General features: G+C 67.7%; 22 protein-coding genes and 1 riboswitch. Of the genes, 13 read left to right on the top strand and 9 right to left on the bottom strand.

Annotated features, from left to right (window positions below):
• Positions 1-127 precede the first annotated feature (127 nt).
• Positions 128-346 (top strand): DUF5961 family protein, encoded by a 219-nt coding sequence (locus ACP7AB_RS06315; protein WP_425988619.1) that lies wholly within the window; start codon positions 128-130, stop codon positions 344-346.
• A 54-nt stretch (positions 347-400) separates the two neighbouring features.
• A complete protein-coding gene (locus ACP7AB_RS06310; RefSeq protein ID WP_425988616.1) occupies positions 401-862 on the top strand; it encodes a hypothetical protein in 462 nt (153 codons plus the stop codon).
• A gap of 83 nt (positions 863-945) precedes the next feature.
• On the opposite strand, the gene ACP7AB_RS06305 is transcribed toward ACP7AB_RS06310, so the two are convergent.
• The 4 genes from ACP7AB_RS06305 to metX form a co-directional block, all read right to left on the bottom strand.
• Positions 946-1,539 (bottom strand): hypothetical protein, encoded by a 594-nt coding sequence (locus ACP7AB_RS06305; protein ID WP_425988614.1) that lies wholly within the window; start codon positions 1,537-1,539, stop codon positions 946-948.
• Entirely contained in the window at positions 1,514-2,185 is a 672-nt protein-coding gene (locus tag ACP7AB_RS06300) for a Mov34/MPN/PAD-1 family protein (RefSeq protein WP_425988611.1), read from the bottom strand. The genes ACP7AB_RS06305 and ACP7AB_RS06300 overlap by 26 nt, the downstream gene beginning before the upstream one ends.
• Before the next feature lie 456 nt (positions 2,186-2,641).
• Positions 2,642-3,835 (bottom strand): cystathionine gamma-synthase, encoded by a 1,194-nt coding sequence (gene metB / locus ACP7AB_RS06295; protein ID WP_425988609.1) that lies wholly within the window; start codon positions 3,833-3,835, stop codon positions 2,642-2,644.
• Complete coding sequence (metX, locus tag ACP7AB_RS06290) at positions 3,832-4,878, bottom strand: homoserine O-succinyltransferase MetX (RefSeq protein WP_425988606.1); 1,047 nt, start codon at positions 4,876-4,878, stop codon at positions 3,832-3,834. Before metX ends, metB begins: the two co-directional genes overlap by 4 nt.
• 78 nt (positions 4,879-4,956) lie before the next feature.
• Positions 4,957-5,074: riboswitch (SAM riboswitch) on the bottom strand.
• Between the two features lie 190 nt (positions 5,075-5,264).
• Here metX and ACP7AB_RS06285 point away from each other — a divergent pair.
• The 9 genes from ACP7AB_RS06285 (at position 5,265) to ACP7AB_RS06245 (ending at position 15,080) form a co-directional block, all read left to right on the top strand.
• Entirely contained in the window at positions 5,265-5,399 is a 135-nt protein-coding gene (locus ACP7AB_RS06285; RefSeq protein ID WP_425988603.1) for a hypothetical protein, read from the top strand.
• 103 nt (positions 5,400-5,502) lie between these two features.
• Positions 5,503-7,242: a homoserine dehydrogenase gene (locus tag ACP7AB_RS06280; RefSeq protein WP_425988601.1), complete on the top strand. Its 1,740-nt coding sequence runs from the start codon at positions 5,503-5,505 to the stop codon at positions 7,240-7,242.
• A 3-nt stretch (positions 7,243-7,245) separates the two neighbouring features.
• A complete protein-coding gene (gene thrB / locus ACP7AB_RS06275) occupies positions 7,246-8,184 on the top strand; it encodes a homoserine kinase (RefSeq protein ID WP_425988598.1) in 939 nt (312 codons plus the stop codon).
• Between the two features lie 68 nt (positions 8,185-8,252).
• Positions 8,253-9,656 carry a threonine synthase gene (gene thrC, locus ACP7AB_RS06270; protein WP_425988595.1) on the top strand — a complete coding sequence of 468 codons (1,404 nt, stop codon included), beginning with the start codon at positions 8,253-8,255 and terminating at the stop codon, positions 9,654-9,656.
• 60 nt (positions 9,657-9,716) lie between these two features.
• Positions 9,717-10,622 carry a sulfate adenylyltransferase subunit CysD gene (cysD, locus tag ACP7AB_RS06265; RefSeq protein WP_425988592.1) on the top strand — a complete coding sequence of 302 codons (906 nt, stop codon included), beginning with the start codon at positions 9,717-9,719 and terminating at the stop codon, positions 10,620-10,622.
• Positions 10,622-12,445 carry a sulfate adenylyltransferase subunit CysN gene (cysN, locus tag ACP7AB_RS06260; protein WP_425988590.1) on the top strand — a complete coding sequence of 608 codons (1,824 nt, stop codon included), beginning with the start codon at positions 10,622-10,624 and terminating at the stop codon, positions 12,443-12,445. Before cysD ends, cysN begins: the two co-directional genes overlap by 1 nt.
• A gap of 35 nt (positions 12,446-12,480) precedes the next feature.
• Entirely contained in the window at positions 12,481-13,503 is a 1,023-nt protein-coding gene (gene dusA / locus ACP7AB_RS06255) for a tRNA dihydrouridine(20/20a) synthase DusA (RefSeq protein WP_425988588.1), read from the top strand.
• Between the two features lie 45 nt (positions 13,504-13,548).
• Positions 13,549-14,226: a hypothetical protein gene (locus ACP7AB_RS06250; protein ID WP_425988586.1), complete on the top strand. Its 678-nt coding sequence runs from the start codon at positions 13,549-13,551 to the stop codon at positions 14,224-14,226.
• A 29-nt stretch (positions 14,227-14,255) separates the two neighbouring features.
• Positions 14,256-15,080 carry a sulfite exporter TauE/SafE family protein gene (locus ACP7AB_RS06245; protein WP_425988584.1) on the top strand — a complete coding sequence of 275 codons (825 nt, stop codon included), beginning with the start codon at positions 14,256-14,258 and terminating at the stop codon, positions 15,078-15,080.
• A gap of 305 nt (positions 15,081-15,385) precedes the next feature.
• Here ACP7AB_RS06245 and ACP7AB_RS06240 read toward each other — a convergent pair whose 3' ends face one another.
• Together ACP7AB_RS06240 and ACP7AB_RS06235 are read right to left on the bottom strand one after the other, a co-directional pair.
• Positions 15,386-15,892, bottom strand: a complete 507-nt coding sequence (locus tag ACP7AB_RS06240; RefSeq protein ID WP_425988582.1) for a TIGR02281 family clan AA aspartic protease — start codon at positions 15,890-15,892, stop codon at positions 15,386-15,388.
• A gap of 132 nt (positions 15,893-16,024) precedes the next feature.
• Positions 16,025-16,240, bottom strand: coding sequence for a DUF1289 domain-containing protein (locus ACP7AB_RS06235; RefSeq protein WP_425988580.1), 216 nt, complete (start codon positions 16,238-16,240; stop codon positions 16,025-16,027).
• Between the two features lie 151 nt (positions 16,241-16,391).
• On the opposite strand from ACP7AB_RS06235, the gene ACP7AB_RS06230 reads away from it, so the two are divergent.
• A complete protein-coding gene (locus ACP7AB_RS06230; protein WP_425988578.1) occupies positions 16,392-16,544 on the top strand; it encodes a hypothetical protein in 153 nt (50 codons plus the stop codon).
• Between the two features lie 197 nt (positions 16,545-16,741).
• Here ACP7AB_RS06230 and ACP7AB_RS06225 read toward each other — a convergent pair whose 3' ends face one another.
• The 3 genes from ACP7AB_RS06225 to ACP7AB_RS06215 are packed head-to-tail and all read right to left on the bottom strand — an operon-like array spanning position 16,742 to position 19,725.
• Positions 16,742-17,764, bottom strand: a complete 1,023-nt coding sequence (locus tag ACP7AB_RS06225) for an HlyD family secretion protein (RefSeq protein WP_425988576.1) — start codon at positions 17,762-17,764, stop codon at positions 16,742-16,744.
• 24 nt (positions 17,765-17,788) lie between these two features.
• Positions 17,789-18,556 (bottom strand): ABC transporter ATP-binding protein, encoded by a 768-nt coding sequence (locus ACP7AB_RS06220; RefSeq protein ID WP_425988573.1) that lies wholly within the window; start codon positions 18,554-18,556, stop codon positions 17,789-17,791.
• The gene (locus ACP7AB_RS06215; protein ID WP_425988571.1) at positions 18,553-19,725 is read right to left on the bottom strand and encodes an ABC transporter permease; all 1,173 of its coding nucleotides are present in this window, start codon (positions 19,723-19,725) and stop codon (positions 18,553-18,555) included. The genes ACP7AB_RS06220 and ACP7AB_RS06215 overlap by 4 nt, the downstream gene beginning before the upstream one ends.
• A 91-nt stretch (positions 19,726-19,816) precedes the next feature.
• On the opposite strand from ACP7AB_RS06215, the gene ACP7AB_RS06210 reads away from it, so the two are divergent.
• Positions 19,817-22,003 carry a S46 family peptidase gene (locus tag ACP7AB_RS06210; protein ID WP_425988568.1) on the top strand — a complete coding sequence of 729 codons (2,187 nt, stop codon included), beginning with the start codon at positions 19,817-19,819 and terminating at the stop codon, positions 22,001-22,003.
• Positions 22,004-22,015 lie beyond the last annotated feature (12 nt).

Here is a 22,015-nt window from a genome sequence, read left to right as displayed (position 1 = left end):
CTTCTGGTCAACCACCGCGTTCGCCATCTGGCCCCCGGCCTTCGCCGGGGTGCACGGGGGATGTGGGGCGGTCGTTGAATCCATTTCGGGTGTCGCGCGTTCACTCCAGCGGAGGAGGAGCCAGCCCATGCCCGAGGCCGCCCGTTACGTCGCCCATACCGAGTCCGGTCACTGCCACATCCTCGAGGCTCGCAGCTTCGAGGACGCGGCCCTGACCTTCGCTGAGGCCCATTCGCCCTGGGCTGAAGACGACGCCCTGCGGGTCATCGTCCAGGCCGAGGACGGCGGGCCCGAGCACTGCTTCCTCATCCATCTTGCTGCCGAGGCGGTCGAAGCCTGCGCCTAGGCTGGCAAGCGTCACGGTTCAAGGCTAACGCTTCGGGTCAAACCGGAAAACGTCATGCCCAATGCCCGCCCGATCCCATGGTCGATGATCCTGCGCCAGACCCACACCGTCCTGGGCATGGTCATCGCGCCCTCGATCCTGATGTTCGCGGTGACCGGCGGGCTGCAGATCTTCCGCCTGCAGGAAAGCCACCCCGGCTATACGCCCGCACCGCTGATCGAGAAGCTGGGTCGGGTGCACAAGGACCAGGTCTTCGCCGTGCAGCCGCCGCGCCCGCCCCGGCCCGAGACGGCGCGTCCGGCCGGAGCCGCGGCGCCGCAGGAGGCCGGGAAGCCCGCGACCCCGCTCTCGAAGAGCCTGCTCCAGTGGTTCTTCGTCCTGGTCGCGGTCGGCCTGTTCCTGTCGACCCTGCTGGGCGTCTGGATGGGCGTGACGATGGGACGGCTGAAGATCGTCGCGCGCTGGGCGCTGCTCGCCGGGACGGTCATCCCGGTCGCGATCCTGCTGATCCCCTAGGCGGCCTGCGCCTAGGCGGACGTCCTCCTCTCGAAAGGGTGCAGAGGCTTGGGATTATCAGATGGCCGTCGATGTGGGTGCCGCTAGCGAGCCCCTGTCCGCGGCTGTTCGGATCGCCAGCACGACCGCAGCCCTTCTAACGCTGCCGCACCAAACTCCGCGATGGCGCCGCCATTGCTGCGCATTTCGACGAAAGTGCCTGCAGTGTTGTCGGACTGGGTGCCACGGCCCCAGATGCTCACCGACAAGCCGTCGGCTACGACGCGGCGGGGGCGCCGCGCGTCAGTGGAGGGGCCGGTAAATGACATTCCCGGGACCTCGATTCTCGGCGCGGACAGCTCGGTAGCCCAAACGACGACGTTGCGAAGTGCGGGGCAGTCAGTCGAACTGGTCCAGGTGACTTCATCGGCGCCGCCGGCGGAATGGTGGTCCCGCCGAGCGACGAATTCGAACCAGCGATAGCCAGCCGGCATGCGGACCGAGGAATCGGCCACCGCATAGAGGGCGACGCCATTCCAATCTCGGCTCAACGCCGCCTCCGTTTCGAATCCCGCGACCGGCTGGATCCCGTTAAACATTTGGTTTCGATATGAAGCGCCGTCGGCCGCGCTCGCGGGACCGGCGACGAGCCCCGCCAACGCCAGGATCAGGCTAGGATTGGTGACACGGTATGCCATTGGGATTGACCTCCGGACCTTTCACATTGTCGGCCCCTGCCGCGATGTTCGATTGATCATATATCCGAATTTGCATCCGGGAGGGACCGCCGGGCGAGTCCTCGCCAGCGCCCACAACATAAAACCGCAGACCTGTCTGTGGCCCGTTGGCAAAGGCTACCTGACCTTGCCAAGCTGCCAGATTGTCACGATCGGCAGAACTCGGCACCGGTCCTGAACCCGGATGGCTGTGGATCAGGCCAACGACATTTTCCCAGCCGAAGCTCCCTGGATTAAAAGCGCACTCACCCGCTCCGAGCGGGCCCACGTCGAGGTTTTCAGGGGTCACATCGCCAGTGATTGGATTGCGAATGAGGACCATGCATCTCTCGCGACCGTCTAGCAGCGGATCGTTGCCCGCGTCTGCGATGAAGCGCCGATAGGCTTCTGCGGCTGCCGCATCCAAATCCCATTCCAGCCTTCTGACCCCGTCCGCGCAGGGATCCCCGACCGGCTGCGGATTATACTCCGGGTCACCCATGTCGGGCACTTGGACAGGAGTCTCCCCTCCTTCGGGACCTCTCGTCGGCCAGTTCTGCTGGACGGTGATGCGACGTTGACCGACGCTGATGTCGAGCGACCCGGGCGGATGATACGGATCAGTCATGTAATCCTCCTGAGATTGTGGATACAATCTGAGCGTGCAGTTCATTTGGCGCAAGTGAAAATTTCATCACCAAGTGCCGCGTGCCAACTTCGCGCACGCGGCTCAGTCATCTTCCAAAAGCATACGAGCGAACTGCTTCCGCTGACGTTTAGGCCGCCTTAGCTGAGGTCCAAGCTCAGACCGGAAGCCCATGCGCTCTGTCGTTCGCTGGCTTGACCTCATGATAGCAATCTAGGAGAAAATAGGAAATAATTCCGATTCCGCCCTTGCGGCGCCTGACCGTTGTGCCCATGTCTCGGACAGGTCTTTGAAATCGCCAGACACGACGACCGACCGTGCAACCTGAGTCCAAAACAGACAAGAGAACTTTTCGCCTATAGTACAATGAGATAGCTCGGCCTGCTTTGAACTTCCCGCAGGTTTTGGACTCTTTGCACCGTATTTTTTGGAGTCCAGTCAGGCCGCCTCGGCCCGCACCGTCGCCAGGGCATCCAGCGCCTGGACCAGATCCGCGATCAGGTCATCCTCGTGCTCCAGACCGACCGACAGCCGCAGCAGGCCTCCGGTGATCCCGGCGACGACGCGGGCCTCCGGCGTCATGGCCGCGTGGGTCATGGTCGCCGGATGGGCGATCAGGCTTTCGACCCCGCCCAGCGACTCGGCCAGGGTGAAGGTCTCCAGCGTCTCGACCAGCTGGCGCACGGCCTCGACCCCGCCGGCCAGTTCGAAACTGAGCATGGCGCCCGGTCCCTGCTGCTGGCGTGCGGCCAGCGCATAGCCGGGGTGCGACGTCAGGCCCGGATAGTGGACGACCGACACCGCCGGGTGGGCCTGCAGCAGATCGGCGACCTTGCCCGCCGTCGTCTGCTGCCGTTCGATCCGTGCAAAGAGGGTCCGCACCCCGCGCAGGGTCAGATAGGCGTCGAACGGCGAGCCGGTCACGCCCATGCAGTTGGCCCACCAGGCCAGCTCCGCGTGATCCGCCGGATCGGCCGCGATCACCGCCCCGCCGACCACGTCGGAATGGCCATTGATGTATTTGGTCGTCGAGTGGACCACGATGTCGGCGCCCAGTTCGATCGGCCGCTGCAGCGCCGGCGACAGGAAGGTGTTGTCGACCACGACCCTGGCCCCCACCCGGTGGGCGCGGGTGCAGATGTCGGCGATGTCGACCACGCGCAGCAGCGGGTTCGACGGCGTCTCGATCAGGACCAGCCTGGGGTTCAGGGCCAGCGCCGCATCCAGCGCGACGGGGTCGCCCTGATCGACCCACAGCACCTCGAAATGCCCCTTCCTGGCCCGGGCGCACAGCAGGCGGTGGGTGCCGCCGTAACAGTCGTGCGGCGCGATCAGCAGGTCGCCCGGCTCCAGCAGGCTCAGCGGCAGATCCACCGCCGCCATGCCCGTCGCCGTGACCACGCAGCCGGAGCCGCCTTCCAGCTCGGCCAGGGTCTCGGCCAGGACGTCACGCGTCGGATTACCCGAGCGGGAGTAGTCGTATTTCCGCTTCTGTTCGAAGCCCGCGAACGAATAGTTCGAGGACAGATAGAGCGGCGGCATGACCGAACCGTGGGCCGTGTCGGTATCGACGCCGGAGCGGGCGCAGGTGGTGCGGACGTCGTGCGGGCGCTTGCCGGTGGGACGGGTCATTGGTCGATCTCCTTGAGCGCGGAACGGAGGATGGCGGCGACCGCCTCGTCCTCCTTCAGAAAGGCGTCGTGGCCGTAGAGGGACGGAGCCTCGACCAGCCGCCACAGGGTCGGCAGCCGGGCGGCCAGTTCGCGAATGTCGTCGATCGGCACCAGCCGGTCCGAGGTGAAGCCGACCAGGGTCACTGGCGTCCGGATCGCCTCGGGCGTGACGGTGTGGCGGTCGATCGAATCCGACAGCGACAGCCACCGCGCCGGGGTCGTGTGGATCCGGTAGGCCTTGCCGCGCGCGGTCAGGTAGTCGCAGACTGGATAGGCCTGGCCCGCCGAGGTCGGGGCCGTGGTCTCGAACCGGTCGCCGAACTCCTCGGCGGTGCGATAGGTGGTCATGGCCAGTTCGCGGGCCAGGGCGACCCCGTCCTCGGGGCGGCCGGCGGCCTCGGCCAGTTGCAGGATGCGCCGCTGGATGCCGCGCCAGGCCGTCGCCTGCGGATGGGCCCGGTGGGCGGCGGAGACCACAACCAGCTGCTCGACCCGGTCCGGGAACAGCGCGCCGAAGGCCAGGGCGATCATGCCGCCATAGGAGCAGCCGACGAAGGCCGAGACGATAGGATCGCCGATCTCTTCGAGAATCAGCCCTAGCAGCCGGGCCTGGTCATGGGTGGTGATGGTGACCGGCTTCGAACCGTCGGCCGCCTCGGGCGCGTAGTCGAAGGCCAGGACCTGGAAGCGGCCCAGGTCGATCGGCCCGCGGATCGAGACCGCGCCCGACCACCAGCCCAGGCCGTTGGTCTCGGTCCGGTGCACGAACCGCCCCGCCGAGATGCCGCCGGCCACGACCACCAGCGGCGCCCCGGCCCGGCCGTGCAGCCGCCCGACGATCTGGCGCTGGCCCAGTCGCTCGCCCGAGGTCAGACGAAAGTCTGCGGGGATGTCGACGGCGATATCGACCGCACCGCCGCCCTTGCGGGCAAGGATCGCAGTCGAGCGCGCTGTCGGGCGACAGAGGGGTTCTGCGGAAATCTGTTGAGTGTCGAAAGCCATGGCGTCGTCTGCATCGTCCCGCCCAGCAAGGCTCCGGATGCGATGACAGATCGTGGAGACGCCGCCTCATCGACGCTCCACTCATCTCTCGCGGACCCTTCGAAAAGGATCCTCGCAGGAGTTGGCACCGTTCGGCTGGAAACCGATGGTTGCCCCGACGTCAAAGGGCCTATCCCTCGGTCGGTCTTGATGAGTGACTTTACGGTGCGGGTGCGAAGACCGCCGGTCAAGAGAAAAAATCTACCCCATTGCTCACGTGCGGCGCGATCCCTGTGACCGAAAGGTCTCGCAGGGGCCCGGGGACGCAAAAAAGATGCACGAACCGGGTTGACGGCGATCGTTTGCGCCGACACCCTGACATCAACAATTTTCCAGAGGTTTCGCCCGTGTCCCGTCTCGGCCGTATCGCCGTTTCGACCTCGACCGCCGCACTCGCGGGCCGGTCGATGACGCTCGACACCCTCATTTCGACCACCACCGGCATGACCATCACCGGCCCCTCGCGGGCGGGAACAGGTTAGCGCGCAGGTCGAAAACACCTCAGCCAACCCAGACCCGCCCGGCCCCGGCCAGGCGGGTTTTCTATTGCCCTGATCCCAACTCCTCCCCGAACGGAACATCCAGATGCCCCACTCCAGCGCCCGCCTCGCCGTCGTCGAGAAACCGATCGCCGCGCCTTCGCCCACCGCCGAAGTGGTGGTGCTGAAGTTCGGCTCCTCGATCCTGCAGGACCAGTCCTGCGCCCCCGCTGTCGCCTCCGAGATCTACGGCCACGTCCGCGCGGGCCGGAAGGTGATCGCCGTGGTCTCGGCGCTGGGCGGCCACACCGACCGGCTATTTGCCGACGCGCGCGCCCTCGGCCTCGATCACGAGAACGACCTCCTTCCCGGCTATGTGGCGCTGGGGGAGGAGAAGGCGGCGGCGCTTGTGGCCATCGCCTGCGACCGGATCGGCCTGGATGCGGCGGCATTGTCCGTGCGCGAACTGGGCATCTTGGCCGACGGCCCGGCCGAGCATGCGCATCCCGTCTCGCTGCGCAGCGACGCCCTGTGGAAGGCGCTGGCGGACCATCAAGTCGTCGTGGTTCCGGGCTTCGGCGCCGTGGGTGAGAAAGGGAAGGTGGTGCTGTTGGGGCGCGGCGGTTCGGACCTGACGGCGGTCTTCCTCGCGGCCGAACTGGGCCTCAGCCGCGTGCGTCTGGTGAAGGATGTCGACGGCCTCTACGACCGCGATCCGGCCTCGGCCTCGGGCAAGCCGCTGCGCTATCGCCGGGCCAGCTGGGACGACGCCCGTCGCCACGGCGGCGCCCTGGTGCAGCACGACGCGATCGACATGGGCCAGCAGCGGTCGGTGGAGATCGAGGTGGCCGCGCTCGGTCGCGCCGACTGCACGGTGGTCGGAGACCATTCCGCGCCTCCCGGGCCGTCGATCCCTGATGCGCCTCTGAAGGTGGCCATCGCGGGCTGCGGCGTCGTCGGCGGCGGCCTGCTGCAACGGCTGCTGAAGGACAACCGGTTCCAGGTGGTCGGCGTGCTGGTGCGCGATCCATCCAAGCTCCGGGATGTGGAGGCGCCCGCCGAGCTGTTCACGTCAGACCGTGAGTCGCTGCTGGCGCTTCGGCCCGACATCCTGCTGGAGGCCCTGTCGGAGGGCGGCGCCGGTCACGACCTGATCCGCGCGGCCCTGGAACGCGGCATCGATGTCGCCAGCGCCAATAAACAGGCGATCAGCCGCGACCCGGCCGGTCTCGCCGATGCCGCCCGTGCTCACGGCTCGCACCTCGCCTATTCGGCGGCGGTCGGGGGCGGGGCGCCGATGATCGAGACCCTGCGCGTGGCCAGGGCGGCCGGGCCGGTGAAGGGATTCGAGGCGGTGCTGAACGGCACGGTCAACTTCATGCTGACGCGGCTTCAGGCCGGCGCCGATTTCGCTGATGCCCTGGCCGATGCCCGGGTCGCGGGCTTCGCCGAGGAGGATCCGTCGTCGGATCTTGAGGGCCGCGATTCGGCCGCCAAGGTCCGGTTGCTGGCTTTCGAGGCCTTCGGGCGGACGCCCGCCGAAGCCGACGTGCCCTGCGCCGTCCTGTCGGAGGCGTTCAAACCGGCCGGGCCGGTCCGCCAGATCGGCGCCTGTGTTCGGGACGGGGAGGGGCTGAAAGCGTCGGTTTCGCTTGACGTGGGCCTCGAGGATCCGCTCTTCCAGAGCCTGGACGGGGAGCGCAACGCCTTGAAGGTCTATGGCGAGGACGGTCGAGTCTGGTCGTGCAAGGGGCGCGGCGCGGGCCGCTGGCCGACGACCGAGAGCGTGCTGGCGGACCTCGCCGACATCGTTCGCGCGCGCCATGCGTCGCTGGGTCACCACTAGCGCGTGGCCGTTTTCACTCCGGTCACCGACGATGACGCGCGAGCGTTCCTGGCGGACTATCCGCTGGGCGCGTTCGCGTCCCTGCATCCCATCGCCGAGGGGGTGGAGAACACGAACTATCGGCTGGAGACCAAGGGCGCCCGCCATGTCCTGACCCTGTTCGAGGCACGCACCGACGCAGCATCTCTGCCGTTCTGTCTGGGCCTGACCGACCATCTCGCGGGCCGAGGACTTCCGGCGCCGAGGCCGTTTCGGAGCAAGGATGGCGCCTGGGTCGGGACGCTGAACGGCCGACCGGCGGCGGTGATCGAATGGCTTCCGGGCGCCTGGCTGCGGGACCCGTCTTCGGCCGAGGTCGAGGCGGCCGGGGCGATGCTGGCGCGACTGCATCTGGAGGCCGGCGGCTTCCCGGTCCAGAGGGCCAACCCTGTCGGGCCCGTGGTCTGGCGGGCGCTGGCGGATCGGTCTGCTACGGTGGCCAGCGGGGAGGACCGCGAGATCCTGGACGGCGTTGAAGCGGCCCTGGCGCGGCTTGGTAACCCGTGGGCGGAGGATTTGCCTCGCGGACCGATCCATGCCGACTATTTCCCCGACAATGTCCTGTTCGACGGAGGTCAGGTATCCGGCGTCATCGACTTCTATTTCGGCTGCACGGACCTGTTGGCCTACGACCTTGCTATTGCCCTGAGCGCCTGGGGATTCGATGGCTCAGGCATGGCCATCCCGGGTTCGGTCGACGCCTTCCGGTGCGGATACGAGGCTGTGCGCCCCCTGACCCGGGCGGAGGCCGCCGCGCTGCCGACGCTCGGCGAGGCCGCCGCGATCCGCTTCACCCTGACCCGGCTTCACGACCGCATCTTCCACGACCCGACCAAGCTGGTGACACCCAAGGACCCGGCCGCCTTCTTCCGGCGGGCGGCGTGGTGGCGCGAGGCGGCCTGAGCGTTTCGGCACGAACCCGACTTACACCCTTTGGCGAACCCGCTTCGCCGAACCGAACCAGAATGACGATGGCCCAGACTTCCGAACGCTATGTTTCGACTCGCGGCGAGACCTCCGGCAGCGACTTCGCCGAAGTCTTGCTGCGCGGCATGGCTCCCGACGGGGGCCTCTACGTGCCGGGAGCCTGGCCCAGCCTCTCACCCGAGAGCTGGGCGGCCGGGTGCGGCTATGTGTCGATCGCGACACGAGCCATGTCGGCCTTCATCGGCGACGCCCTGCCAGCTGGAGCGTTGGACCGGGGGCTGGCTCGACTGACGGCGGGCTTCGAGCCCGCCGAGGTGACGCCGCTGCGTTGCCTTGAGGACGGCCTCTATATGCTGGAGCTGTTCCACGGTCCGACCGCCGCATTCAAGGACCTGGCGATGCAGCTCGCGGCGGCGCTTTCGTCCGAGGCGCTGGCTGCGTCGGGCGAGCGACTGACCCTGGTTACGGCGACCAGTGGAGACACCGGCGCGGCCGCCGTGGCCGCCTTCGCCAATGCCGATCGGGTCCGGCTGATCGTGCTCCATCCGCATGAGCGGGTCTCGGCAGTCCAGCGCCGCCAGATGACCACGGTCGAGGCCCCGAACGTGCTGAACCTGGCCGTTCGCGGGGACTTCGATGACTGTCAGCGGCTGGTGAAGGGGTTGCTGGCCGACGAGAGCCTGCGGGACGGGGGCCGGTTCTCCAGCGTCAACTCGATCAACTGGGCGCGTCTGGCGGGGCAGATCCCGTATTACCTCTCGGCCGTGTCGCAGTTGGCCGCGCTGGGCGAGACGCGGGCGCCGGTGTTCGTGGTCCCGACGGGCAATTTCGGCGACGCTTTTGCCGGGATCGCGGCGTCGCGGATGGGGTTGCCGGTCGCCGGGTTCGTCGCCGCCGTGAACCGCAACGACGCCCTGGCGCGCGCCATCAACGATGGCGTCTATGCCAGGAAGGCCGCCGTCGAGACCGCCTCGGTCAGCATGGATGTGCAGGCCCCGTCGAACCTCGAGCGGCTGGTGTTCGAGGCTTCGGGACGCGATGCGAACCTGACCCGCGCCCTGTTCGAGACCTTCGCCCGCGAGGGTTCGGTGACCCTGCCGCCGGCCCTGCTCGACGCGATCCGCGCCGAGGTCTCGGCCGTGTCGGTCAGCGAGGAGACCACCCGCAAACAGATCGCGCATGCCCATGCAACCTGGGGTCAGGTTGTCTGCCCTCACACCGCCGTCGCATTGTCGGCGGCGCGCGGCGTGGACCGGGCACGAGGACCGGTCGTGGCGCTGTCCACGGCCCACCCGGCCAAGTTCGGCAAGGACGTCGCGCCGGTGCTCGGCTTCGACCCGGACCCACCGCGTGTCATCCGCGAACTGGGCGACCGGGCGGAGCGGTTCGAGATCATCGACGCCGACGCCTCGGCGGCTCTGGCGGCGGTGCGGGCCTTCTCAAGTTAGGCCGACCTCACGGGGTGCACAGCGCCACGGTTGTTGCTATCGACGGGTGTGACCGATCCGATGCCCTCCGCCCGCCTGACCCACCTCCAGTCGCTGGAGGCCGAGGCGATCCATATCCTGCGAGAGGTGGCGGCCGAGATCGAGCGGCCGGTGATGCTGTACTCGATCGGCAAGGATTCCGCCGTGATGCTGCATCTGGCGAGAAAGGCCTTCTTCCCCGGTCCGATTCCGTTCCCGCTGATGCATATCGATACGACGTGGAAGTTCAGGGACATGTATGCCCTGCGCGACCAGGTCGCGGCGGCGGGCGACGTCGATCTGAAGATCTGGGTCAACGAGGATGCGCGGTCGCGGGGGATCAATCCGTTCGATCACGGCTCCATCCATACCGACCTGTGGAAGACCGAGGGGCTTAAACAGGCGCTGGATCACCACGGCTTCCAGGCGGCCTTCGGCGGGGCGCGGCGCGACGAGGAGAAGTCGCGGGCCAAGGAGAGAATCTTCTCCTTCCGTTCGGCCGGGCATCGCTGGGATCCGAAGAACCAGAGGCCGGAGCTCTGGCGGCTGTACAACACGCGGATCGGGGCGGGGGAGAGCATTCGCGTCTTCCCGATCTCGAACTGGACCGAGCTGGACGTGTGGCAATACATCGAGCAGGAGGCGATCCTGATCGTGCCGCTGTATTTCGCTCGGCCGAGGCCGGTGGTCGAGCGCGACGGGGCGTTGATCATGGTCGACGACGAGCGGATGCGGCTGGCGCCGGGCGAGGCGCCGCAGGTGCGGTCGGTGAGGTTCAGGACCCTGGGCTGCTACCCGCTGACCGGCGCGGTCGAGAGCGAGGCGACCAGCGTCGCCGACATCATCGCCGAGATGAAGGCCTCCACCACCTCGGAACGGCAGGGGCGGGTGATCGACCACGACCAGTCCGCCTCGATGGAGAAGAAGAAGGCGGAGGGCTATTTCTGATGAAGTCCCTGCTTCGCTTCATCACCTGCGGCTCGGTGGATGACGGCAAGTCGACCCTGATCGGGCGGTTGCTCTACGATACCAAGACGATCCTCGACGACCAGATGTCGGCGCTGGAAGCGGACTCGAAACGGGTTGGGACCCAGGGTCAGAACATCGACTTCGCCCTGCTGGTCGACGGGCTGGCGGCCGAGCGGGAACAGGGCATCACCATCGACGTGGCCTATCGCTTCTTCGCCACCGAGCGGCGGAAATTCATCGTCGCCGATACGCCGGGCCACGAGCAGTACACGCGCAACATGGTCACCGGCGCCTCCACAGCCGATGTGGCCGTGATCCTGATCGATGCGCGCAAGGGTGTGCTGGTCCAGACGCGGCGGCATTCCTACCTCTGCGCCCTGTTGGGCATCCGCAAGGTCGTGCTGGCGGTGAACAAGATGGATCTCGTGGGCTGGGATCCGGCCGTGTTCACCGGGATCGTCGCGGACTATCGCGCCTTCGCCGACAGCATCGGTCTGGGCGATGTGACGCCGATCGCCCTGTCGGGCCTGACCGGGGAGGGTGTGGTCGCGCCGTCGCCCGGGGAGTTCGACGGGCCGACCCTGCTGGAGTGGCTGGAAGGGGTCGAGGTCGGTGATGACGCCGCCGCCCAGCCGTTCCGGATGCCGGTGCAGTGGGTCAATCGTCCGAACCCGGAGTTTCGCGGCTATGCGGGTCTGATCGCGGCGGGGACGGTGCTGCCGGGCGATCGCGTGCGGATTCTGCCGGCCGGGCGCGAGAGCCGGATCGCGCGGATCGTGGCCATGCCCGGCGACCTCGTCGAGGCGGCCGCCGGCCAGTCGGTGACCCTGACGCTGGAGGATGAGATCGACATCTCGCGCGGCGACGTGATCGCGGCGGCCGAGGCGCCGCCCGAGGTCGCGGACCAGTTCGAGGCGACGGTCGTCTGGATGGACGAGGAGACCCTGTCGCCCGGCCGCTCCTATCTGCTCAAGATCGGCGCGCGGACAGCGACGGCCCAGGTCACGGCGATCCGTCACCGGGTCAACGTCAATACGCTTGAGAAGCTGGCGGCCAAACGGCTGGAGCTGAACGACATCGCCGTCTGCAACATCTCGCTGGATCGGCCCATCGCCTTCGAGCCCTATGAGACGAACCGGGACCTGGGCGGCTTCATCCTGGTCGACCGGATGAGCAACCGGACGGTGGGGGCGGGGATGATCCGCTATGCCCTGCGCCGGGCCGATAACATCCACTGGCAGGCCATCGACGTGGACCGCTCGGCGCGGGCGGCGATGAAGGGACAGAGGGGGGCAGTCGTCTGGCTGACTGGATTGTCCGGAGCCGGAAAGTCGACCATCGCCAACCTCGTCGACAAGCGGCTGCATGCGCTCGGGCGACACACCTATCTGCTCGACGGGGACAATGTCCGCCATAGGTTGAACCGCGACCTGGGCTTCACCGAGGAGGACCGGGTCGAGAACATTCGCCGGGTCGCCGAGGTGGCGAAACTGATGGCCGATGCGGGCCTGATCGTCATCACGGCCTTCATCTCGCCGTTCCGGGCCGAGCGGCGGATGGCGCGGGAGATGATGGCCGAGGGAGAATTCCTGGAGGTGTTCGTCGATGCGCCTCTGGCGGTCGCGGAGGCGCGCGACGTCAAGGGGCTGTACGCCAAGGCGCGGGCGGGCGACCTGAAGAATTTCACCGGCATCGATAGCCCGTATGAGGCGCCGGAAGCCGCCGAGATCGTCATCGACACCACGGTCCTTGGCGCGGTCGAGGCGTCCGAGGCCATTGTGAAGCGGCTGGGGTTGGGCTGACTTTCGGGCGTCTTGCGCGTATGGGGTCGCCGACGATGACCCATCCCGCCCACAGACTGTCCGTCGCGCCGATGATGGACTGGACCGACCGGCATTGCCGGGCGTTCCACCGTGCCCTGTCGACGCGGGCCCTGCTCTATACGGAAATGGTCACAGCGCCGGCGGTGATCCATGGTGATCGGGAAAGGCTGCTGGGCTTCGACGCGGTCGAGCATCCGGTGGCGCTGCAACTCGGCGGATCCGATCCGGCGCAGCTGGCCGAGGCCGCGCGGATCGGCGCGGCCATGGGGTATGACGAGATCAATCTGAACGTCGGCTGTCCCTCGGACCGGGTGCAGTCGGGGCGGTTCGGGGCCTGCCTGATGCGCGAGCCGGAGCTGGTAGCGGAGTGTATGGCGGCGATCCGCGAGGCGGTCGACGTGCCGGCCACGGTGAAGTGCCGCATCGGGGTGGACGATCAGGATCCGGCGGTCAGTCTGTTCGCCACGGTGGACGCGTCGGCGGCCGTCGGGGTGACGACCTTCATCGTCCATGCGCGCAAGGCCTGGCTGAGCGGCCTGTCGCCCAAGGAGAACCGCGACGTGCCGCCGCTGGACTATCCGCTGGTGCGCCGGCTGAAGCGGGAGCGGCCCCATCTGACCGTCTGCATCAATGGCGGCATCGGCTCGCTGGACGAGGCGGAGGCGCATCTGGACGCGAGCGACGGCGTGCAGCTGGACGGGGTCATGCTGGGTCGGGCCGCCTATCACGAGCCGGCCTTGCTGGGTCAGGTCGACCGTCGGGTGTTCGGCGCGGCGGGCGCCGATGTCGATCCGTTCGAGGCGGTCGAGCGGTACAAGCCTTACCTGGCGGCGCGGCTGGAGGAGGGCTGGGGCCTGCATGCCATGACGCGGCATATGCTGGGCGTAATGCATGGGCGGCCGGGCGCGCGGGCCTTCCGGCGCATCCTGACGGTCGAGGCGATCAGGCCGGGTGCGGGTCTGGACGTCGTCGATCGCGCCGTCGAGGCGGTGCGTGAGGCCGAGGCGCGGCGCGACCGGGTCGAAGAGGCCGCCTGACAGGGTCAACGGTCCGTTAAGCGTAACCGGGACAAGGCTGCGGCCATGACCCGCATAGCGCTGATCGTTCTCACTCTTTTGACAGGCTCGGCCGGTATGGCGGAGGCGCAGAGCCGTCATCCGCGCTCGCCGATCACGGCCGCCCTGAACGCCGGGACGACGGGCGTGGGCGCCGAAGTGCAGCTTTCGCTGGGTCCAGTGTTTGTAGTGCGGGGGGGCATCGACACGCTGGGGTACGATTTCGATCAGTCGTACAGCGACATCGACTATTCGGGCCGGTTTGACTTCGACACGGTGTCGGGGTTCGTCGATCTGCATCCGTTCCTGAATGGGTTCCTCATCTCCGGCGGGGTCTATGTGGGAGACCGCACAATCAATCTCAACGGGCAGCCCACGACGCCGGTGGAGATCGGCGGGGCGACCTTCACGCCGGCGCAGGTCGGGACGTTGAGCGGCCGGATCAAGCTGTCGGATACGGCGCCGTTCGTGGGCGTCGGCTATGACGACAGCTTCTATCGCGAGGGGCGTTGGGGCTTCCGCGGCATGGTCGGCGTGGCCTGGAGCCAGGAGCCGGAGGTCGGGTTGTCGTCGAGCGGCGGGACCCTGTCGAACGATCCCGTCTTCCGCGCCCGGCTGGAGCAGGAAGCGCGGGAGATCCAGGAAGACGCGAAGGACAAGGCCCTCTTCCCGGTGGTGCAGCTTGGCGTGACGGCGCGCTTCTAGAGACGGGCGGGTCGCGCTAGACCGCCCCGGTGACCTCCCTTCCCCTGAACGAACTGGCCCTACTGGCCGCTGCGGTGCTCGCGGCGGGGCTGGCGGGCGGACTGATCGCCGGCCTGTTCGGGGTCGGCGGCGGGACGGTGCTGGTGCCGGCGCTGTTCTATGCCTTCTCGGTGCTGGGGCTGGGCGGGGAGAGCAACCTGCATGTCGCCATCGGCACCTCCCTGCTGACCATCGTGGCGACGTCCTGGCGGTCGCTGGGAGCGCACCGGTCGCACGGGGCGGTGGACGAACAGGTGCTGAAGACCTGGACCCCGTGGGTCGGGGCGGGGGCCTTGGTCGGGGCGGCCATCGCGGGGCTGACCTCGATGGAGGGGCTGGCGATCGTCTACGGCGTCTGTCTGGCGATCGTCGCCGCGCAGATGGGGCTGCTGCCCGAGACCGTGCATGTCCGGGAGGACCTGCCGACAGGCTGGTGGCGGCGCGGGATCGGCGGGCTGATCGGCCTCTTGTCGGCGATGATGGGTGTCGGGGGCGGCAGTTTCGGCGGGATGGTGATGACCCTGTGCGGACGGCCGATCCATCAGGCCGTGGCGACGGCGTCGGGGTTCGGCATCGCCATCGGGGCGGCGGCGACACTGGGCTTTGTCGTGTTCGGATTTGGCGCAGATGGCCGGCCGCCGCTGAGCCTGGGTTACGTCAACGTCCCGGCGGCCGTGGCCATGGGGGTGCTGACGACCCTGGTGGCGCCCTATGGCGCACGGCTGGCGCACCGGCTGGATCGCAAGGTGCTGCGGAAGGCCTTCGCGATCTATCTGCTGGCGACCGCGATCTCGGTGGTGGTGAAGGCGCTGTAGCGTCTGAATGCAGTCTTTGCGGCCGCTGGTGAGTTCGTGGCGATTTCCGCTAGTGAGACACTGCAAAATCCGACGATTTCGGTCAGGGTTGCTACGGCAGATTCAGCAGAAAACTGCAGAGCCTGCATTTGCCAGTAGGGGCTGTTCTCCCTCCCCCTCGGGGGAGGGTGGTCGAAGCGAAGCGGAGATCGGGTGGGGGCGGCAAGGCAAGACATCAAGGCCTGCACCCGTATCACCCTGCCGCCCCCACCCCGTCGCTACGCGACGACCCTCCCCCAGGTGGGAGGGAGAGCGGCGCTCTCAAATCAAGGTCTGAGCGTCAAACCGGTCGGTCGCGCCTCGAAGGCGGAGAGGCGGCCGAGGTAGCTCATGCCCAGAAGGGAGTGGGGCAGGCCCTCCTCGACGACGAGAGCGCGGACCTTTTCGACCCGGGCGCCGGCGACGGCGACGTGATCCAGATCGATGGGGGCGGCCTTGACGGGGCCCGACGCGGTCTCGATCGTCTGGGTGAAATCGGCGGGGGTCAGGCGCAGGCCGAGACGCAGGGCGTCCTGGCGGGTCAGGGCGACGACCGAGGCTCCGGTATCGACCAGGACGCGGATGGCCCGACCGTCGATGTCGGCCTCGGCCCAGTAATGGCCGTCGGCGGCGCGGGCGATCTGGGCGGGTTGGCCGGGCGCGGCGCGCACCGTCGCGGAGGCCCCGCCGGGAACCACCATCATCGCAGGCAATTCTGCGGCCTGGGCCGTGCGGGGTTCCTGGTGGGTCAGCCACCAGGCGACGCTCAACGAGGAGACGGTTGCGATGCCCATGACGATCGCTGACTGGATATCTAGACGCAACGCGGCACACCTTCGTGACGGACCGCTTCTGCGGATGACCGCACAGTGCCTGCGCCGGGTTGGGATGCGGTGAAGCGACGTGGCTGACGAGGGGTTAACGGTTCAACGGCCGAGCTTTGTGGGGTCTATGCGAGCCTCCCGCGTCGGAAGTTCAGATATGATTTCAGTGCGTTGATCGTCGGTCAGCTGGCTCCAGCCGCCGATCTCCGCCAAGGTCCGGTAACACCCCAGGCACAGTCCCGTAGGCCCATCGACGATGCAGATCTGCACGCACGGGGTGGCGATGGAGTGTGGCTGTGAGGCTGCATTTGAAGACATGATTACGAAAACTGATCCGAAGCCGGACTAAAAAACTTGCAAATCTGCGGAAATGTGTGAGGGTGTCATCGACGCGAAACGACTGAGAGGGTGAAAATCCCTGCGAGCACGACGCGTCTCTTTTCATCGTTCAGCGAAAGGAGACGCCAGGATGAACGACAAGGAGAGAAACCTCCAGCACGCCATGATGTCCTTTGCCTTGTGGGGCGGGATGCTGGTGGGCAATCGACCGTCTCGCCAAAGCGAGCGGGTGGTCAGCCACCCGTCCAACTTCGTACCCTTCCGGTACGGCAAGAAAGACTGAGATCAATGCCCTCTCCCCTTGCGGGAGAGGGAGATCGCGCACGGCGGCGGAGCCGTCGTTTTGGCGCGGTCGGGTGAGGGGTCACACAGACGCTCACCGGTGAGGCGGCCAGGCCCCCTCACCCTTTCGGCTAAACCGCATCGCTACGCTCTGCGAGCCTCAAGCCCTCTCCCGCAAGGGGAGAGGGTCGTTTGTTGTCAGCTCGCCGCCCGCGCTTCGGGCGTCTGCATCGAGCGGGTGGCGGGGACGCCGACGGTCGGGGTGCGCGCGGCGCCGGCGGCCTGGCCGGGCTTCATGAACTTCACCAGGACGCGCTGACCGATCAAGAGGGGGGCGTCGCCGGCGGTGACGACCACTTCCACCACGCGCTCATCGGACCGCTGCGAGGGGTCGTCCGAGGCCAGTTTGCGGGCGCCGAAGACGGCGGCGCGACGCAGGACCGTGCCGATATAGACCTTCGACGGATCGCCCTCGGGGGTGATCTCGACGGCTTGGCCGGTCGTGACGTTGGGGATGTCCGACTCCACGATCTCGGCGCGGGCGATACGGGGCGCATTGGGCTCCAGATCGAACATGTTGGACACGTTCAGGGTCGAGGCGCCGGCGCCCGGGTTGGCGTAGCGGCGCACGATGCGGCCGTTGGCCGGCGAGCGGATCACCGTCAGCTCGACATTGTAGGCGGCCTGGTCGCGGCGGGCGCGGGCGGTCTGGACCGCCGCCTGTTGCGAACCGAGGCGGGCCTGGGCCTGGGCGATGCCGTCGCGGGCCTGGTCGAGACGCTGGGCGGCGACGAAGTTGGTGGCGACGAGCCGTTCCAGCCGGTCGTACTCGCGCTGGGCGGTGCGGATATCGACCTGGATCAGGTTGAGCTGGCTCTGGGCCGAGGCGAGATCGGCGGTCGAGGTCTGAAGCGCCAGACGGGCCTCGTCATCTTCCTGACGAGCCAGGATCTGGCCGGCGACGACGGTATCGCCTTCCTGCACCAGGACCTCGCGCACGATGCCGCCGCGCCGGGCCGCGATCTGGATGATGCCGCCCTCGATATCGACCTTGCCGTTGGCGATGGCCGCGTAGGGGCTCTCGACCTTCTGGGCCTCGGCCTTCTCGGCTTCAGCCTTCTTGGCCTCGCCTTGGCTGCGCATGAACGAGAATCCGGCCACGAGCACGATGATCAGCACGATGCCGATCCAGAGCCATTTGTTCTTCAGGAAGGCGGGCATGACGGTTTGAATCCTCGGGCGGTCTTAGTGGTGGGACGCCAGGGTGGCGTTCGGATTGGGCGTGCGGCGTTCGTCGGAGATGATGACGCCGTCCTCGATCTTGATGACCCGGTCGGCCCATTCCTCGAGCCGGGGGTCGTGGGTGACGCAGATCACGGCCGCGCCGTATTCATCCGCCGCGCGACGCAGCAGACGGATGACGATCTGGCCGTTCTCGCCGTCCAGCGCCGAGGTCGGCTCGTCGGCGAACAGGATCTTGGGGTCCTTGGCGAGGGCGCGGGCGATAGCGACGCGCTGCTTCTCGCCGCCGGAAAGGGCGGAGGGGCGCTGGTGCAGGCGCGGGCCCAGGCCCACCTCCTCCAGCGCCTGGGTGGCGCGTTTCTTCGCCTGGCCAGGCGTCAGGCCCTGGAATTTCAGCACCACCTCGACCTGCTGCAATGCGGTCAGGGCCGGGAACAGGTTGAAGCCCTGGAAGATGAAGCCGCAGTGATCCAGACGGAATTTGTCGATCTTGCCCGCCGACAATTTCCACAGGTCGTCGACGTCGAGTGTGTCGACGCGGCCTTCCTCGGGACGCAGCAGGCCGGACAGGGCGGCGATCAGGGTCGACTTGCCGGAGCCGGACGGACCCATGACCATGGTCAGGTCGCCGTGGCGGGCGTCGAAATCGACATTCTTGAGGACCTCGACAAAGGCCTTGCCGGACTTGAAGCGCTTGACCAGTCCCTTGGCCTCGATGGCGAAATCGCCATGCTTGCCGTGAACCTTGGTGTGCTGGACGAAGTCGGTCATCGCAGCAGGTCCGCGGGCTGGCTGTTCTTGAGGATGCCGAGGGACAGCAGGCCCGACAGCATGGCGATGACGATCAGGCCGCCGCCGACGACGACCAGCAAGATCGGCGGCAGGGCGATGATCACGGCGTTGGCCAAGGCGAAAGCCTGAATGCCCATCGTCAGCAGGATCGCGGCCAGCACTCCCACGCAGCCGACCCAGAAGCTGAGTTCCATGACGATGCGGTTCAGCGAGCCCATGCCGACGCCGAGCGCCCGCAGGGAGGCGAACTCCTTGATGTTGGCCATGATCGCGCCGCGCAGGGTCTGCCAGGTGATGGCGATGCCTATGATCGTGCCCAAGAAGACGCAGCCGCCGATGATGATGACGAGGATGCCTTCCTCGAACATGGCGCCGGCGTTGGCGTCAGCCAGTTCCTGACGCGTCCAGGCCTTCCACTGGCCATTGCCGGCGGCGTTGAGCTCGGCGGCGACGCGGATCGCCTGGGTCGGGTCCTTGAGCTTGACCATCAGGGGCCCGACTCTGGCCCCGGTGTCGGCCTGGCCCACCATGCGCAGGGTATCGCGCGACATGATGACAGTGGCCTGCATCATGTTGGGATAGCCGCGGGTGACACCGACCACGGTGACCGTCTGGCCGTTGTAGAGGGCGCGGTCGCCCAGTTTGACGCCCAGCTTGCTGATGGCCGTCTCGTCAATGGCGACGGTGTAGGGCTGGCGCAGGGCGTCGACCAGTTCCCGGGAGTAATCGGTCGGGATGGTCACCGAGCCCGGCGTGGTGTCGATGATGGAGGCCTGGACGAACTGCTGGCGCGGCGTGCCCATCTTGGCCCGTTCGGCCTGGGACATGGTGGGATCGATGTCCTTGACCGACTGGAAGCTGCCGCCGGCGCCGTCCAGCGGCTGGACCTCGACCACCTGCGGATTGTTGTAGACGAGGGGAATGAAGCGACGCGGCACGCCCGACGGCCCGCCGATCAGCGACTTGGCGCCCGGCTGCATGACGATGATGTCGGCGCTGGAACGCTCGATGGTCGCGGTGAAGCCCTTGCCGATGCCGATGAAGACACCCGTCATGGCGAGAACGAGCAGGCCGGACAGGGCCAGGGCCATGACGGCGGCCATGTAGCGGCGCCACTCGAAGAGCAGCGTGGAAAGCGCGAGCGACATAGTCTTTGAAACATCCCTGACTTGCAGCGTTATCTGACCTGCTGTCGGGTTCCCTCCAAGTTAAATCGGGTTAAGGGAAAAAGGGCTTGCCATGGCCACGCTTGCCGCGCCGTCGGCGGCGGGACTAGCTATCGCCACACAAGATCGCCGGGTCGCCGGCGCACCGGGAAGAAACCAGATGCACTATCGTTCGCTCGCCGCCGCCGTTTCGATGGCGGCCCTCGTCTGCGCCGCCATGCCCGCTGCCCCGGCCCGGGCCGAGGAGGGGATGTGGACGTTCGACAACTTCCCCATCGCGCGCGCCAACGGGACGCTGGGGACCTCGATCGACCAGGCGTGGCTGGATCGCGTGCGGTTGAGCTCGGTGAAGTTCGGGGGTTGTTCGGCCGGGATCGTGTCAGGCGAAGGCCTGGTCATGACCAACAACCACTGCGTCGCGACCTGCGTGGCCAACCTGTCGACCCAGGCCGTGAACTACGCCGAGACCGGTTTCACGCCGCGCAATCGCGAGGACGAGGTGAAATGCCCGGGCGGGACGGCCGAGGTGCTGACGGGCATCTCCGACGTCACCGAGCGAGTGCATGCGGCGGGCGCGGGTCTGACCGGACAGGCCTTCAACCGGGCGCGCGACGCCGAGATCGGGCGGATCGAGACCGAGGCCTGCGGCGACGTCACGGACAGGCGCTGCCAGGTCGTGACCCTGTACCGGGGCGGTCAGTTCATGCTCTACACCTACAAGAAATACACCGACGTCCGCCTGGCCTTCGCGCCTGAGGATCGGGCCGCGACCTTCGGCGGCGACCTGGACAACTTCTCCTTCCCGCGCTTCGCCATCGATGCGGCCTTCATCCGCCTGTACGAGAACGGCGCCCCGGCGGTGACGGCGACCCACTTCGTCTGGAACGCCGACAGGCCGGTGGAGGGGACGCCGGTGTTCGTCACCGGCAGCCCGGGCGCGACCCAGCGTCTGCTGACCCAGGACCAGCTGTTCACCGTCCGCGATGTGGTCCTGCCGCTGGACCAGCTGATCGCCTCGGAACTGCGCGGCCGGTTGATCCGGTTCTCCGAGGAGTCGGAGGAGAACGCCTTCATCGCCATGGATCCGATCGTGGGCCTGGAAAACACCTACAAGCGCGGCCTGGGGCGGATGCGCGCCCTGACCGATCCGGGCTTCATGGCGACGCGGGCCGGGGGCGAAGCCGATTTCCGCAGTCGGGTCGCGGCCGACGCCGCCCTGGCCGAGCGCGCCGCCGATCCGTGGGGTGCGCTGGCGACCGTCCAGCCGATCGCACGCGAGCTCTATCCCGCCTACGCCCTGCTGGAAGGCGGCACGGGCATCGGCACCACGCCGGTCGCCGGCGGGTCGCAGCTGTTCCTGTGGGCGCGGACCCTGGTCCGCGGCGCGCAGGAGAGGGCCAAACCGTCGGCCGAGCGCCTGCCGGAGTTCGGCGATGCGCGCCTGTCGGGTGTGCAGTCCGGCCTGTTCGCCGAGCGTCCGACCTATCCGGCGCTGGAGCAGGTGCGGATGGAGTGGTGGCTGTCCAAGACCCGCGAGTGGCTGACCGTCGACAATCCCGCGGTGCGGGGCCTGCTGGGTCGGGAATCGCCCGAGCAGCTGTCGGCCCGTCTGGTCGAGGGGACGACACTGGCCGATCCGGCCGTGCGCCGCGCCCTGTGGGAGGGCGGACTGGCGGCCATCGAGGCGTCGGACGACCCGATGATCCGGTACCTGCTGTCGATCCAGGACGAGACCCGCGCCGTGCGTTCGGACTGGGAGACGCGCGTGCAGGCGCCGACCGATCAAGCGGCCGAACGACTCGCCGCCGCGCGCTTCGCCGCCTATGGCGACACCGTCTATCCCGATGCGACGGGGACGTTGCGGCTGACCTACGGCAAGATCGAGGGATCGGACGTGCCCGGCCAGCGCTGGGGACCGTTCACGACCTTCGGGGGTCTGTGGGACCGGGCGACCGGGGCCGCGCCGTTCGACGTCGCGCCGAAGCTGTTGGCCGCGCGCGACCGTATCGACGCCGACACCGTGCTCAACATGACACTGTCGTCCGACACCATCGGCGGCTCGTCAGGATCGCCGGTGGTCAATGCGGCGGGCGAGATGCTGGGGGCCAATTTCGACTCCACCGTCCTGACCCAGCGCAACGCCTATGGCTACGACCGCAACGTCAACCGCAGCGTGATCGTCACCACGGGGGCGGTCACCGTGGCCCTGCGCGATGTCTACGACATGGGCCGGTTGGTGGAGGAGCTGGGGGTCGACTGACCCCCGCCGCTC

Source organism: Brevundimonas sp. TWP3-1-2b1 (assembly GCF_049896165.1).
GTDB classification, from domain to species: Bacteria; Pseudomonadota; Alphaproteobacteria; order Caulobacterales; family Caulobacteraceae; genus Brevundimonas; species Brevundimonas subvibrioides_B.
Note: the sequence above shows the minus strand (reverse complement) of the source record. Positions and strands in the feature narration are given on the sequence as shown.

What these genes read in the sequence shown, in the direction of transcription:
- ACP7AB_RS06315 (WP_425988619.1), top strand. Translation starts at nt 128, where the DNA reads ATGCCCGAGGCCGCCCGTTACGTCGCCCATACCGAGTCCGGTCACTGC.
- ACP7AB_RS06310 (WP_425988616.1), top strand. Translation starts at nt 401, where the DNA reads ATGCCCAATGCCCGCCCGATCCCATGGTCGATGATCCTGCGCCAGACC.
- ACP7AB_RS06305 (WP_425988614.1), bottom strand. Translation starts at nt 1,539, where the DNA reads ATGGCATACCGTGTCACCAATCCTAGCCTGATCCTGGCGTTGGCGGGG.
- ACP7AB_RS06300 (WP_425988611.1), bottom strand. Translation starts at nt 2,185, where the DNA reads ATGACTGATCCGTATCATCCGCCCGGGTCGCTCGACATCAGCGTCGGT.
- metB (WP_425988609.1), bottom strand. Translation starts at nt 3,835, where the DNA reads ATGACCCGTCCCACCGGCAAGCGCCCGCACGACGTCCGCACCACCTGC.
- metX (WP_425988606.1), bottom strand. Translation starts at nt 4,878, where the DNA reads ATGGCTTTCGACACTCAACAGATTTCCGCAGAACCCCTCTGTCGCCCG.
- ACP7AB_RS06280 (WP_425988601.1), top strand. Translation starts at nt 5,503, where the DNA reads ATGCCCCACTCCAGCGCCCGCCTCGCCGTCGTCGAGAAACCGATCGCC.
- thrC (WP_425988595.1), top strand. Translation starts at nt 8,253, where the DNA reads ATGGCCCAGACTTCCGAACGCTATGTTTCGACTCGCGGCGAGACCTCC.
- cysD (WP_425988592.1), top strand. Translation starts at nt 9,717, where the DNA reads ATGCCCTCCGCCCGCCTGACCCACCTCCAGTCGCTGGAGGCCGAGGCG.
- cysN (WP_425988590.1), top strand. Translation starts at nt 10,622, where the DNA reads ATGAAGTCCCTGCTTCGCTTCATCACCTGCGGCTCGGTGGATGACGGC.
- dusA (WP_425988588.1), top strand. Translation starts at nt 12,481, where the DNA reads ATGACCCATCCCGCCCACAGACTGTCCGTCGCGCCGATGATGGACTGG.
- ACP7AB_RS06250 (WP_425988586.1), top strand. Translation starts at nt 13,549, where the DNA reads ATGACCCGCATAGCGCTGATCGTTCTCACTCTTTTGACAGGCTCGGCC.
- ACP7AB_RS06240 (WP_425988582.1), bottom strand. Translation starts at nt 15,892, where the DNA reads ATGGGCATCGCAACCGTCTCCTCGTTGAGCGTCGCCTGGTGGCTGACC.
- ACP7AB_RS06235 (WP_425988580.1), bottom strand. Translation starts at nt 16,240, where the DNA reads ATGTCTTCAAATGCAGCCTCACAGCCACACTCCATCGCCACCCCGTGC.
- ACP7AB_RS06230 (WP_425988578.1), top strand. Translation starts at nt 16,392, where the DNA reads ATGAACGACAAGGAGAGAAACCTCCAGCACGCCATGATGTCCTTTGCC.
- ACP7AB_RS06225 (WP_425988576.1), bottom strand. Translation starts at nt 17,764, where the DNA reads ATGCCCGCCTTCCTGAAGAACAAATGGCTCTGGATCGGCATCGTGCTG.
- ACP7AB_RS06220 (WP_425988573.1), bottom strand. Translation starts at nt 18,556, where the DNA reads ATGACCGACTTCGTCCAGCACACCAAGGTTCACGGCAAGCATGGCGAT.
- ACP7AB_RS06215 (WP_425988571.1), bottom strand. Translation starts at nt 19,725, where the DNA reads ATGTCGCTCGCGCTTTCCACGCTGCTCTTCGAGTGGCGCCGCTACATG.
- ACP7AB_RS06210 (WP_425988568.1), top strand. Translation starts at nt 19,817, where the DNA reads ATGGCCACGCTTGCCGCGCCGTCGGCGGCGGGACTAGCTATCGCCACA.